Origin of the sequence: Delftia sp. Cs1-4, from assembly GCF_000214395.1 — a bacterium.
Lineage (GTDB): Bacteria > Pseudomonadota > Gammaproteobacteria > Burkholderiales > Burkholderiaceae_C > Comamonas > Comamonas acidovorans.
Map to the genome: position 1 here is coordinate 4,534,234 of NC_015563.1, position 11,756 is coordinate 4,545,989.

The window sequence follows — 11,756 nt, forward strand, 5'->3', positions numbered from 1 at the left end:
CAAAGGTGCGGACCCAGCGGGCTGCCCGGTCCGGCATCCAGAATACGCCTTCGGAGTTACAAATGGTCGCAACAACGGACTTGCACCCATAATCGCTCACAATTTTGTCCCGTTGACCTCATGAACCAGCCCCAACATCCCATCGTCCATGGCACGGAAGACGTGCTGATCAGCCTCTGCAACTCCGTCTCGCGCGTGCTCCAGGTGGCCACGCAGTGCCAGATCCAGTATTCGGGCATGGTGCAACGCATCACCAAGACCAGCCTCAAGCCCGACATCGGCTGCTTTGTCCTGGTGGACGGCGGCTTCTCGGGCCTGGTGATCATCAACTTCTCGGCCGCCGCCGCCATGGAGCTGTACCGCAGCTACATGCTGAGCATGGGCATGGGCGAGGACGACCTGGCCACCTCCTATACCTCGGACGATGTCAGCAACGTCATGGGCGAGCTGATGAACCAGGTGGTGGGCGACTTCACCAGCAAGGTCCAGCGCGAGCTTCAGACCTACATCACCCAGAGCCAGCCCAAGATGATCCGCCTGAACAAGCAGGTCAACCTCAGCGTGGACGCCAACCTCGACTCCCCCGAGGCGCGCCGCGTGACCTTCTACACGGGCAACAACAACATCTTCTATCTCGAACTGGCCATGGACCGCACCGAGTTCATCAAGGTCGTGGACTTCGAGCCCCAGGAGCGCCCCGATCCCGATGCGCTCATGGCCCAGACCGCCGCCAGCGCCCCGGCCGCAGCGCCCGCGCCGGCCGCCAGCACCGACACCGACGAACTGCTCAAGTCGCTGGGCATGTAACTGCCGGCACACGCCCCGGCTTACAACCCAGGCACACAGCCCCGGCACTGCGGGCAAGACCCTGATGCATGCGGATGTATCAGGGCAGCCCCGCAAACGACATCGTTGATATGCAGATAATTGGGATGCCAACTATTTGAATATCACCCGATGTCGTCCCCTTCCGCCCCCTTCCCGCTCACGCAGGCCGACCCCACCGCCGTGCAAAGGCATTTCATGTTCACGCTGGGGCAGGTGAACAAACAGTGGCGCCGCACGCTGGACCGGCTGCTGGCGCCCATGGGACTGACCCAGGCACTGTGGATGCCGCTGATGCACCTGGCGCGCTCGCCCGAGGCCATGCGCCAGAAGGATCTGGCCCACTCCCTGGCGCTGGACAGCTCCTCCGTCGTGCGGCTGGTGGACGGCCTGGCCGCCCAGGGCTGGATAGAGCGCGTGGACGACAGCGACCGCCGCGTCAGGAAAATCCAGCTCACGCCAGCCGGCCATGCCCAGGTCGAAGCCGTGCAGGGCCTGCTGCAGCAGGCGCGCGCCCAGGTGCTGGGCGCCGTGCCGCCCGAGGAACTGGGCGCGGCCTATGCCACGCTGCAGCGCCTGCTGGAGGCCATGGCCGCCGAGCCCGCCTGCGACACGGACCTGCCCGACGAGCAGGCTGCCTGAGATGGCGGCCGAGCACTCTCCGCTGCCACCCGCCCAGGGCCATACAGCGGCCAGCCGCAAGGCGCCGCTTTGGCTGCTGGTGATCGTGACCATCGTCGGCACGCTGGCCATGCACATGTTCCTGCCCGCCCTGCCCGATGCGGCACGCCAGCTCCAGGCCGGCGCCAGCCAGATGCAGCTGACCATCACGGTCTACATCCTGGGCCTGGGCGTGGGCCAGCTGATCTACGGCCCGCTGTCGGACAGCCTGGGTCGCCGCCCCATGCTGCTGGCCGGGCTCATCCTCTATGCGCTGGCCAGCCTGGCGGCCTTTCTCGCCCCGTCCGCCCCCTGGCTGATCGGCGCGCGGCTGCTCCAGGCGCTGGGCGGCTGCGCGGGCCTGGCCCTGGGCCGCGCCATTGCGCGCGATTCAAGCACGCCCGAGAACGCCGTGGGCAGCCTGGCGCTGCTCAACCTGATGATGATGATCGGCCCCGGCATCGCGCCGGCCATCGGCTCGGCCATCGACGACGCCCTGGGCTGGCGTGCCATCTTCGGCACGCTGGCCGTGGTCGGCGGCGTGACGGCCTTCGCCATCTGGAAGCTGCTGCCCGAAACCGGCCAGCCCACGGGCCGCCTGCACCTGGGCACCATCCGCGACGACTACCGCAGCCTGCTGCGCTCTCCTGCCTTCGTGGGCTTTGCCGTGGGCGGCGGCTGCGCCACCACGTCCATCTATGCCTTCCTGGCCGCGGCGCCCTTCGTCTTCATCGAGCAACTGCATTCCACCAAGCATGAGGTGGCCATCTACCTGGGCCTGCTCATGGGCGGCATGGCCGTGGGCAATGCGCTGGCCCGCCAGCTGATACGCCACTGGCCCCTGGAGCGGCTGATGCTCAACGGCAATCTGCTGAGCCTGGCCAGCGCGGCCATGCTGCTGTTGCTGGCCCTGTTCAACCAGCTCACGCCGGCCATCGTGGTGGGGCTGATGGTGCTGTTCGCGCTGGGCTCGGGCCTGACCAGCCCTGCGGCGCTGGCCAGCGCGCTGAGCGTGCATCCGCGCCTCACGGGCTCGGCCGCCGGGGTCTACGGCAGCACCCAGATGGCCGTGGGCGGCCTGTGCACGCTGGGCGCCAGCCTGGGCAGCAACCCGGCGCTGTCGGCGGCGCTGGCCCTGGTGGTGGCCTGCGTGCTGGGGCAACTGGGCTTTCGCAGCGCGCTGCGCCACGCGCAGCGGGCGCCCGGCTGAGGGGCGCCCGGGCGAGGGCCGCCCGGGCTGAAGACCACAGTCGCCCAGGCGACGGTCCGGCCGACTGCGGGTGCGAGGTGCGCAGGCCCTCGATTACATTGGCGCAGCCGTGGCCAGCCGCCACGGCCCACAGGAGACAAAAAACCATGCGCCAACTTTCCTTTTCCATCGTCCTGCGCCAGGCCGCCACCGGCACGCTGGCAGCCGCCGCGCTGCTGGCCGGTACAGCCGCCCAGGCCGGCTCCATCGAGGCCGCCGAGTTCAAGAGCGCCACGCTGCAGCGCAGCTGGACCTACAACGTCTACCTGCCCACGGGCTACGACGCCCAGTCCAGGCTGCGCTATCCCGTCATGTACCTGCTGCACGGCAATGACGGCCAGCGCAATGACTGGCCCGTCAAGGGCAATCTGCTGCGCACGGTGGACCAGCTGATCCAGAACGGGGAGATCCCGCCCGCCATCATCGTCATGCCCGACGCGGGAACGACCTGGTACGTGGACCTCAAGGAGCCCATGGAGACGGCCTTCTTCCAGGACCTTGTCCCCCATGTCGAGAAGAAGTACCGCACCCTCACCAGCCGCGATGGCCGCGTGATCGGCGGCCTGTCCATGGGCGGCTACGGCGCGCTGCGCTACGTGCTCAAGTACCCCGAGAAATTCCAGGCCGCCGCCCTGCTGAGCCCCGCCATCTACAACCCCGAGCCGCCCGCCGATTCCTCGGCACGCTCGGTCAAGGTCTTTGCCGAACCCAACACGGGCGGCCAGTACAGCACCACGGTCTGGAAGAGCTACAACTACCCCGTGCTGTGGGACAGCTTTCTCGCCCGCAAGATCAGCGTGCCCATGTACATCAACTCGGGCGACGACGATGAATTCATGATCGAGTCCGACGCCGCCCAGCTCTACGCCCAGCTGCGCAGGAGCAAGCAGCCTGCCGAGCTGCGCATCGTCAACGGCAAGCATGAATGGCCGGTCTGGGAAAGCACCATCGGCGACGCGCTCAAGTACGTGTTCCGCACCGTGCGCCGCCCGCAGGCGGACAACTGAGCCAGGCCAGGCGGTGAAGAAAAAAAGGGGAGCCGATCGGCTCCCCTTTTTGATTGCATCAGCAGGTCTTACAGATTGCCGACCATCTTGGCAGGGATCACCCAGGCGTCGAACTGTTCGCCGGTCAGGTGGCCGGAAGCCACGGCGGCTTCACGCAGGCTGGAGCCTTCCTTGTGCGCCTTCTTGGCGATGTAGGCCGCCTTGTCGTAGCCGATGTGCGGGTTCAGCGCCGTCACCAGCATCAGCGAGCGCTGCACCAGTTCGGTGATGCGCTCGCGGTTGGGCTCGATGCCCACGGCGCAGTGGTCGTTGAAGCTCTTCATGCCATCGGCCAGCAGGCGCACGCTCTGCAGGAAGTTGTGCGAGACCATGGGACGGAACACGTTCAGCTCGAAGTTGCCCGAGGCGCCGCCGAAGTTGATGGCCACGTCGTTGCCGAAGACCTGGGCCGCCAGCATGGTCACGGCTTCGCTCTGCGTGGGGTTGACCTTGCCGGGCATGATGGACGAGCCGGGCTCGTTCTCGGGGATGGAGATCTCGCCCAGGCCGCTGCGCGGGCCCGAGGCCAGCCAGCGCACGTCGTTGGCGATCTTCATCATGCTGGCGGCCAGCGTCTTGAGCGCGCCGTGGGCGTGGACCAGGCCGTCGCACGAGGCCAGGGCCTCGAACTTGCTGGGCGCCGTCACGAACGGGTAGCCGGTGAGCTGGGACAGCTCGGCCGCCACGCCCTCGGCATAGCCCTTGGGCGCATTCAGGCCCGTGCCCACGGCCGTGCCGCCCAGCGCCAGCTCGTACAGGTGCGGCAGCGCGGCGCGCACATGCTTTTCGCCATGGGCCAGCTGGGCCACCCAGCCCGAGATTTCCTGGCCCAGCGTCAGCGGCGTGGCGTCCTGCAGATGGGTGCGGCCGATCTTGACGATGTCGGCATAGGCCTCGCTCTTGGCCTGCAGCGTGTTGCGCAGCAGGGCAATGGCGGGCAGCAGCTTTTGCTCGATGGCCGTGACGGCAGCCACGTGCATGGCGGTCGGGAACACGTCGTTGCTCGACTGGCTCTTGTTCACGTCGTCATTGGGGTGGACCAGGCGCGATTCGCCGCGCTCGCCGCCGAGGATTTCGCTGGCGCGGTTGGCCAGCACCTCGTTGACGTTCATGTTGGTCTGCGTGCCCGAGCCGGTCTGCCAGACCACCAGCGGGAACTCGTCCGGGTGCTTGCCGGCGATCACCTCGTCGGCGGCGGCCAGGATGGCCTGGGTCTTCTTCTCGTCGAGCAGGCCCAGCTTGTGGTTGACGGTGGCCGAGGCCTTCTTGACCTGGGCCAGCGCGTGGATGATCTCGCGCGGCTGCTGCTCTCCGCTGATGTCGAAGTTCTGCAGCGAACGCTGCGTCTGCGCACCCCAGAGCTTGTCTGCGGGGACGGCTATGGGTCCGAAAGTGTCTTTTTCCTGGCGGGTCGCGGTCATTGGTGTGGACTCCTTGGTGAAAACAACGCGGCGCAGTTGGCTGGAGGCAGGTCGGCGGGCCGCGCAGGACGTGGCTCGGGGATATCTGGCTGGCAGGGCCGCAATGGCAAAAACCCGCTCATGGTAACTCCGTAAATGGGAACCTCTCGCATCCGTCCCCCACTGAGGTGTCGCCGAGGCGGGCTTGTCCAGGCAAACCCCTCGACTCTTGTACAAGACTGCGCCCATTGCGTGCACTTTTCCCCCTGCAGCGCCGATAATCGCCCCCGGGATTCCCCTCCCCTGTTCCCCCGATCAAAAAGACACCCCACCGATGACCACCACGATCCGCCAGCAGGACCTGATCGATTCGATCGCAGGCGCCCTGCAGTACATCAGCTACTACCACCCCGCCGACTACATCGCCCACCTGGCCCGCGCCTACGAACGCGAGCAGAGCCCGGCGGCCAAGGACGCGATGGCCCAGATCCTGACCAACTCCAAGATGTCGGCCACCGGCCACCGCCCGATCTGCCAGGACACCGGCATCGTCAACGTGTTCCTGAAGGTGGGCATGGACGTGCGCTGGGAAGGCTTCACGGGCGGCCTGGAAGACGCCATCAACGAAGGCGTACGCCGCGGCTACAACCACCCCGACAACACGCTGCGTGCCTCGGTCGTGGCCGATCCGCTGTTCGCCCGCAAGAACACCAAGGACAACACGCCTGCCGTCATCAACGTGCAGATCGTGCCCGGCGACAAGCTGGACGTGACCGTGGCCGCCAAGGGCGGCGGCTCGGAGAACAAGTCCAAGATGATCATGATGAACCCCAGCGACAACCTGGTGGACTGGGTTCTCAAGACCGTTCCGACCATGGGCGCGGGCTGGTGCCCGCCGGGCATGCTGGGCATCGGCATCGGCGGCACCGCCGAGAAGGCCGTGCTGCTGGCCAAGGAAAGCCTGATGGAAGACCTGGACATGTACGAGCTGCAGGCCAAGGCCGCGCGCGGAGAAAAGCTCGACCAGGTCGAGGAACTGCGCCTGGAGCTGTATGAGAAGGTCAACGCCCTGGGCATCGGCGCGCAAGGCCTGGGCGGCCTGGCCACCGTGCTGGACATCAAGATCAAGATGTACCCCACGCACGCGGCCTCCAAGCCCGTGGCCATGATCCCCAACTGCGCGGCCACGCGCCACGCGCACTTCGTGATGGACGGCTCCGGTGCGGTCTACATGGACGCCCCCTCGCTGGACCTGTGGCCCAAGATCGACTGGGAGCCCGACTACAACAAGTCGCGCCGCGTGGACCTCAACGCACTGACCAAGGAAGAAGTGGCCAGCTGGAAGCCCGGCGACACCCTGCTGCTCAACGGCAAGATGCTCACGGGCCGCGATGCCGCCCACAAGCGCATCCAGGACATGCTGGCCAAGGGCGAGAAGCTGCCCGTGGACTTCACCAACCGCGTGATCTACTACGTCGGCCCCGTGGACCCGGTCAAGGACGAAGCCGTGGGCCCCGCAGGCCCGACCACGGCCACCCGCATGGACAAGTTCACCGACATGATGCTGGAGCAGACCGGCCTGATCGCCATGATCGGCAAGGCCGAGCGCGGCCCGGTGGCCATCGAGTCCATCAAGAACCACAAGTCGGCCTACCTGATGGCCGTGGGCGGCGCCGCCTACCTGGTGTCCAAGGCCATCAAGAACGCCAAGGTCGTGGGCTTCGAGGACCTGGGCATGGAAGCCATCTACGAATTCGACGTGGTGGACATGCCCGTGACCGTGGCCGTGGATGCCGGCGGCACCAGCGCCCACATCACGGGCCCTGCCGAATGGCAAAAGCGCATCGCGTCCGGCGAGTTCAAGACCATTGAGATCGCCTCGGCCTGAGGCCGGCACCAAGCGCAAAGGGACCGCCTTCGGGCGGTCTTTTCATTGGTGCGGGCATTTGTGACAGACTGCCCGCTGCCTGCAACACTGCCCATTCAACATGACCATCGCGCTCGTCCTCATCGCCCTGCTGGCCGTGACCAGCCTGGCCTGGCGCCTGTCCTCCCGCCGCCATGTCCTGCCCTGCCCGTCCTGGCTGCGCTGGATGGTCGAGCTTGACAATCCCTTCGCGGCCAGCAACAAGGCCGCCTTCATCGTCGGGCAACTGCAGATCCAGCCGGGCATGAAGGTGCTGGACGCGGGCTGCGGCCCGGGCCGCGTCACCCTGCCATTGGCGCGTGCCGTTGGCGCGCAGGGACAGGTGCTGGCCGTGGACCTGCAGCCGGCCATGCTTGAACAGGTGGCTGCCAAGGCGCGCGCCCAGGGGCTGGAGAATGTGCGCACCCAGGCGGCTGCGCTGGGCCAGGGGCAGCTTGAAGCGCAGCAGCACGACCGCGCCGTGATGGCCGCCGTACTGGGAGAGATCCCGGACCGTCAGGCCGCGCTGGCCGATATCTTCCAGAGCCTGTGCCCCGGCGGCCTGCTGGCCGTGGCCGAACTGGTCTTCGACCCGCATTTCCAGCGCCGCACCAGCGTGGAAAAGCTGGCAGGCGAGGCAGGCTTCATCCCCCACTCCTTTCACGGCCATGCAGCCGCGTATCTGCTGGTACTGCAGCGCCCTCTCCAACCATGACCACCACACATTCCCCTGTAGCGACCCTGCGGACACCGCGCCTGATACTGCGCCAGTGGCAGGCCGGCGACCGACAGACCTTTGCCGCGCTGAATGCCGACCCACAGGTCATGGAGCACTTTCCGGCACTGCTCAGCCGTGAACAAAGCAATGCCATGGCAGACAGGATCCAGGCACTGATCGAGGAACGCGGCTGGGGCTTCTGGGCGGCAGAGCACCTTGCCAGCGGCGAGTTCATGGGCTTCATCGGGCTGCATACTCCCGCCGCGTCTTTGCCGTTCTCGCCCTGCGTGGAAATCGGCTGGCGGCTCGCCCGGCCTTTCTGGGGCCAGGGCCTGGCCAGCGAAGGCGCACGGGCGGCGCTGGAGCACGGCTTCGGCGCGTTGCATCGGGAGTCCATCGTCTCGTTCACCGCGCTGTCCAACCTGCGTTCGCAGGCCGTGATGCAGCGCCTGGGCATGGAACGCGACGCCCATGACTTCGACCATCCGGAGGTGCCGGCAGGCCATGCGCTGCGCAGGCATTGCCTGTACCGCCTGACACATGCCCAATGGCTGCAGCAGCAAGCCATGGCCGCAGCATGAACGCGCCCGAGCGGGCATACTGGGCGCCGCCTCCAAAAGCCTTTATCCGCATCTCCACATGACCTCCCCGGCCTCTCCCATCGGCGTCTTCGACAGCGGCATCGGCGGCCTCAGCGTGCTGCAGGCGCTGCGCCATGAACTGCCGCATGAGCGCTTCGTCTACCTTGCCGACAGCGGCAATGCACCCTATGGCGATGCGCGTGGCGATGCCTTCGTTCAGCAGCGCACGCGCACCATTGCGCGCCATCTGCGCGAGCAGCACCAGATCAAGGTGCTGGTGATCGCCTGCAACACGGCCACGGCAGCGGCCGTGGACATGCTGCGCGCCGAAATGCCCGAACTGCCCCTGATCGGCGTGGAGCCCGCCATCAAGCCCGCTTCGCTGTCGAGCCAGACCGGCCACGTGGGCGTGATGGCCACACGCGGCACGGTGAGCAGCGCACGCTTTGCGCGCCTGGTGGCCGACCATGGCCAGCGCGTGCAATTCCATGTCCAGCCCTGCGACGGACTGGCCAAGGCCATCGAGGAAAGCACGGAGCAACCCGTTCCCGCCGACCCCATGGCCACCGAGGTCGCGCAACTGTGCACCAGGTATGTGAATGCCCTGGGCAGCTTCGGACAGAAGACGGGTGAGATGGATTCCCTGGTGCTGGGCTGCACCCACTACATATTCGCCCGCGAGCAGTTGCGCACGCTGCTGGGGCCGGACATCCAGTTCATCGACACAGGTGCCCCGGTAGCCCGCCAGACGCGGCGCGTGCTGGACCGCCTGGGCACCCTGGCCAGCGAATCAGGCCCCTTGCCCGCAGCAAAGGGCCAGGTCCAGCTGATGACCACGGGATCGCTGCAGGCCCTGCAGTCCGCCGCATCGCGCTGGCTGGAGCTGCCTGCGCAATGCTGCTCGTCCGTTCAGGTCGGCGAATCCAGCGCCATTCCCACGGCCGCTTGAATCACGGCTGCGCCTGCCACAGGCGCCGGCCCGAGTGGTCCATCCAGCTCAGGTACAGGCGCAGCTCGAACTCCAACTGGTGATAGTCGGGTTCCATGTGCGTGCACAACTGGTAGAAGGCCTTGTCGTGGTCGGGCTCGCGCAGATGGGCCAGCTCGTGGACGACGATCATGCGCAAGAACGCCTCGGGCGCCTGCTTGAACAGTGCGCCGATGCGGATCTCGTGCCGTGCATTGAGGCGGCTTCCTTGCACCACGGTGCGGCGCGTGTGCAGGCCCAGGGCGTTGTGGACCACGTGGATGCGGCCGTCGTAGGCCACCTTGTTCAGCGTGCCGGCATTGCGCATGTGCCGGCCCTTGAGGGCATCCACGTAGTCATAGAGGCTCTTGTCCGTGCGCACGGCATGGGCCTCGGGATGCTTGCGCAGCAGCCAGGCCTCAGCCTTGTCATCGGCCAGCCAGCCACGCACCTGTGACTGCAGCGCGGCCGGGTAGGCGGACAGGTAGGGAAGCGGCAGCACGCCACCGGCCACCTCGCGCCGCTGCTCGCGCTGGCGGCGCACGGTCTCGGTGACTGCTCCGGAATACTTGGGCGTGCTGGCCTGTGCCGCCATGGCTGTACGCTGCGCGGGGCAGCGCCTTGCGCTCAATGCAGGTGGCGTGGGCGGCGGTTGCCGCCGTGGCCCGAACCCGATCCACCCATACCGCGCGGCGGCTTGCCGATCTCCAGCGAACTGACCAGGGCATCGAAGCGCTGGGAGAACAGCTTGTCGATCTCCTGCACCACGCCACCCAGCTCGGAGCCGTCGAAATGGCGCTCCATCAGGTTGACCACGTCCTGCACCAGCAGATCGCGCTGCACCTGCATGATGGCCGCGGGCGTCGGACCAACGAAGAGCATGACGAAGTCGTCGCGCGACTCGGCCTCTTCGGACTCCTCTTCCTCGTCGAACTCGGTGTCGTAGAAGGTCACCTCGATGGCCGCGCCCTGCTCGGCCAGCTCGTTGATGCCCATGCACATGTCGTCCAGCGACTGGCGGAAATCCTCGTCACCACGCACGGTCCAGCACACCTGGAGCAGGCGCTCCTTGGTATCGAACTGGATGCCTGGCTCTTCCTCATAGACGCTGCCAGCGCCATCGGCCAGGGAACGGGCCCCCGCATACTTCCACAGCGGACCCAGCGCTTCCTGCAACTGCTCGTAGGTCGTGTCGGGGCGCAGCAGCACTTGGCCGTGCACGTGGATTTCAAATGGAGCGTTGTAATTCGACATGTTCTCGTCTGGGATGAGTTTGGCCACACCTGTCACGCCGCACCATGTGCCACGATCAACGTCAACGGAACGCATGCAGGCATCGCCATCACTGTCTGCCCGAGCCGCGCCATCCAGGCAAGCAGCCCGGGGCCTGATGAATGGATTCTCGCACGTTATGCCAACGGGCAAGGTCTTGGCAAGGCATGGACACCGTGCAGCGCAGCAAGCGGGCAGGACCGTCGATGCACGTTGCGGCACGACGCCTGAATTTGCGGAACAGCAGGCGCCTTGGCTGCTTCAATCCGCTACCGTATAGATAGCAACAATGCCTAGTAGGTATTGGGTTGTGGTGCCCCGAGCCGGGATCGAACCGGCACGCCCCTGTTCGGAAGCGGCGGATTTTAAGTCCGCAGTGTCTACCAATTTCACCATCGGGGCCCTGCACCGCAGCGTCACAGGTCAGCGCGAACTGCTCACACCTGCAACTGCAGCACCAACGAAAAAGGGAAGCGTTACCGCTTCCCTTTTTCTGAATTGGAGCGGGAAAACGGGTTCGAACCGTCGACCTCAACCTTGGCAAGGTTGCGCTCTACCAACTGAGCTATTCCCGCGTATCTGTAAAGCTATGTGCTTCACAGAGCAGACTTGAATTCTAGCGCAGATTTTTGGTGCTACGGAAGAAGCCCGCAAAAAATCTGCACCAAGGCAGATCGCAGCCTGCCTTGCACCTTGCGGCGGCAGGCTGTTTCACCGTCGACGCCTACTTGCCGTCGATGCGATCCTGCATGCGCTTGGCACGCTGTTCGGACGGCGGATGGGAGCTCAGGATGGAGCTGCCGCCGCTGCCAGCGCTGAGCTTGGCCAGCTTCTGGAACGATGTGACCAGCCCCTGGCGGCTCATCTTCTTTTCCGTGAGCAGATCGAAGGAGTAGTCATCGGCCGCCGATTCCTGCGACTGCGAGAACTGGGCATTGATGAACTTCTCACCCAGATCACCCGCCTGCGAACGCGACAGCGAGGCCAGCGCCGAATTGCCGCTATTGGCCGCAATAGAGCGTGCAGCCGACGCCGCATAGGCCGTCTGCATGCGCTTCTTGCTGTGACCCAGTGCCACGTGCGGGCCTGTCTGAATTTTTGTGTGCAAGGCTCTCATTGACTTGCCCTGGTC

11 protein-coding genes, 2 tRNA genes and 1 pseudogene are annotated in these 11,756 nt (G+C 66.1%); 8 read left to right on the forward strand and 6 right to left on the reverse strand.

What is annotated here, in order from left to right:
* The first annotated feature begins 120 nt into the window (after positions 1 to 120).
* From DELCS14_RS19820 to DELCS14_RS19835, 4 genes are all read left to right on the forward strand, one after another.
* Positions 121 to 807 carry a DUF3334 family protein gene (locus DELCS14_RS19820; protein WP_012204543.1) on the forward strand — a complete coding sequence of 229 codons (687 nt, stop codon included), beginning with the start codon at positions 121 to 123 and terminating at the stop codon, positions 805 to 807.
* Positions 808 to 957: 150 nt separating this feature from the next.
* Positions 958 to 1,467 (forward strand): MarR family winged helix-turn-helix transcriptional regulator, encoded by a 510-nt coding sequence (locus DELCS14_RS19825; protein WP_013803256.1) that lies wholly within the window; start codon positions 958 to 960, stop codon positions 1,465 to 1,467.
* A 1-nt stretch (position 1,468) separates the two neighbouring features.
* The gene (locus tag DELCS14_RS19830) at positions 1,469 to 2,695 is read left to right on the forward strand and encodes a multidrug effflux MFS transporter (RefSeq protein ID WP_013803257.1); all 1,227 of its coding nucleotides are present in this window, start codon (positions 1,469 to 1,471) and stop codon (positions 2,693 to 2,695) included.
* Between the two features lie 146 nt (positions 2,696 to 2,841).
* Positions 2,842 to 3,741 carry an alpha/beta hydrolase family protein gene (locus DELCS14_RS19835; RefSeq protein ID WP_013803258.1) on the forward strand — a complete coding sequence of 300 codons (900 nt, stop codon included), beginning with the start codon at positions 2,842 to 2,844 and terminating at the stop codon, positions 3,739 to 3,741.
* 68 nt (positions 3,742 to 3,809) lie between these two features.
* On the opposite strand, the gene fumC is transcribed toward DELCS14_RS19835, so the two are convergent.
* Positions 3,810 to 5,201, reverse strand: a complete 1,392-nt coding sequence (gene fumC / locus DELCS14_RS19840) for a class II fumarate hydratase (protein ID WP_013803259.1) — start codon at positions 5,199 to 5,201, stop codon at positions 3,810 to 3,812.
* Positions 5,202 to 5,514: 313 nt separating this feature from the next.
* On the opposite strand from fumC, the gene DELCS14_RS19845 reads away from it, so the two are divergent.
* The 4 genes from DELCS14_RS19845 (at position 5,515) to murI (ending at position 9,334) form a co-directional block, all read left to right on the forward strand.
* Entirely contained in the window at positions 5,515 to 7,068 is a 1,554-nt protein-coding gene (locus DELCS14_RS19845) for a fumarate hydratase (RefSeq protein ID WP_013803260.1), read from the forward strand.
* A gap of 100 nt (positions 7,069 to 7,168) precedes the next feature.
* Positions 7,169 to 7,801: a methyltransferase domain-containing protein gene (locus DELCS14_RS19850; RefSeq protein ID WP_013803261.1), complete on the forward strand. Its 633-nt coding sequence runs from the start codon at positions 7,169 to 7,171 to the stop codon at positions 7,799 to 7,801.
* A complete protein-coding gene (locus DELCS14_RS19855; protein WP_013803262.1) occupies positions 7,798 to 8,385 on the forward strand; it encodes a GNAT family N-acetyltransferase in 588 nt (195 codons plus the stop codon). Before DELCS14_RS19850 ends, DELCS14_RS19855 begins: the two co-directional genes overlap by 4 nt.
* A 58-nt stretch (positions 8,386 to 8,443) precedes the next feature.
* Positions 8,444 to 9,334 (forward strand): glutamate racemase, encoded by an 891-nt coding sequence (murI, locus tag DELCS14_RS19860; protein WP_013803263.1) that lies wholly within the window; start codon positions 8,444 to 8,446, stop codon positions 9,332 to 9,334.
* A gap of 1 nt (position 9,335) precedes the next feature.
* Here the strand turns inward: murI and DELCS14_RS19865 are convergent, their stop codons facing one another.
* The 5 genes and pseudogenes from DELCS14_RS19865 to DELCS14_RS19885 form a co-directional block, all read right to left on the reverse strand.
* Positions 9,336 to 9,947, reverse strand: a complete 612-nt coding sequence (locus DELCS14_RS19865; RefSeq protein ID WP_013803264.1) for a YgjP-like metallopeptidase domain-containing protein — start codon at positions 9,945 to 9,947, stop codon at positions 9,336 to 9,338.
* 32 nt (positions 9,948 to 9,979) lie between these two features.
* Positions 9,980 to 10,606, reverse strand: a complete 627-nt coding sequence (locus DELCS14_RS19870; RefSeq protein WP_013803265.1) for a DUF6806 family protein — start codon at positions 10,604 to 10,606, stop codon at positions 9,980 to 9,982.
* Positions 10,607 to 10,935: 329 nt separating this feature from the next.
* A tRNA-Leu gene (locus tag DELCS14_RS19875) sits at positions 10,936 to 11,026 on the reverse strand.
* Positions 11,027 to 11,123: 97 nt separating this feature from the next.
* Positions 11,124 to 11,199: transfer RNA gene (locus tag DELCS14_RS19880), tRNA-Gly, on the reverse strand.
* Positions 11,200 to 11,348: 149 nt separating this feature from the next.
* A pseudogene (locus DELCS14_RS19885) lies at positions 11,349 to 11,717 on the reverse strand (M48 family metalloprotease); the annotation flags it as partial.
* Positions 11,718 to 11,756: the final 39 nt, after the last annotated feature.

Coding starts and splice junctions, on each gene's coding strand:
- DELCS14_RS19865 (WP_013803264.1), bottom strand. CDS start 9,947: ATGGCGGCACAGGCCAGCACGCCCAAGTATTCCGGAGCAGTCACCGAG.
- DELCS14_RS19850 (WP_013803261.1), top strand. CDS start 7,169: ATGACCATCGCGCTCGTCCTCATCGCCCTGCTGGCCGTGACCAGCCTG.
- fumC (WP_013803259.1), bottom strand. CDS start 5,201: ATGACCGCGACCCGCCAGGAAAAAGACACTTTCGGACCCATAGCCGTC.
- DELCS14_RS19870 (WP_013803265.1), bottom strand. CDS start 10,606: ATGTCGAATTACAACGCTCCATTTGAAATCCACGTGCACGGCCAAGTG.
- DELCS14_RS19835 (WP_013803258.1), top strand. CDS start 2,842: ATGCGCCAACTTTCCTTTTCCATCGTCCTGCGCCAGGCCGCCACCGGC.
- DELCS14_RS19845 (WP_013803260.1), top strand. CDS start 5,515: ATGACCACCACGATCCGCCAGCAGGACCTGATCGATTCGATCGCAGGC.
- DELCS14_RS19855 (WP_013803262.1), top strand. CDS start 7,798: ATGACCACCACACATTCCCCTGTAGCGACCCTGCGGACACCGCGCCTG.
- murI (WP_013803263.1), top strand. CDS start 8,444: ATGACCTCCCCGGCCTCTCCCATCGGCGTCTTCGACAGCGGCATCGGC.
- DELCS14_RS19820 (WP_012204543.1), top strand. CDS start 121: ATGAACCAGCCCCAACATCCCATCGTCCATGGCACGGAAGACGTGCTG.
- DELCS14_RS19830 (WP_013803257.1), top strand. CDS start 1,469: ATGGCGGCCGAGCACTCTCCGCTGCCACCCGCCCAGGGCCATACAGCG.
- DELCS14_RS19825 (WP_013803256.1), top strand. CDS start 958: ATGTCGTCCCCTTCCGCCCCCTTCCCGCTCACGCAGGCCGACCCCACC.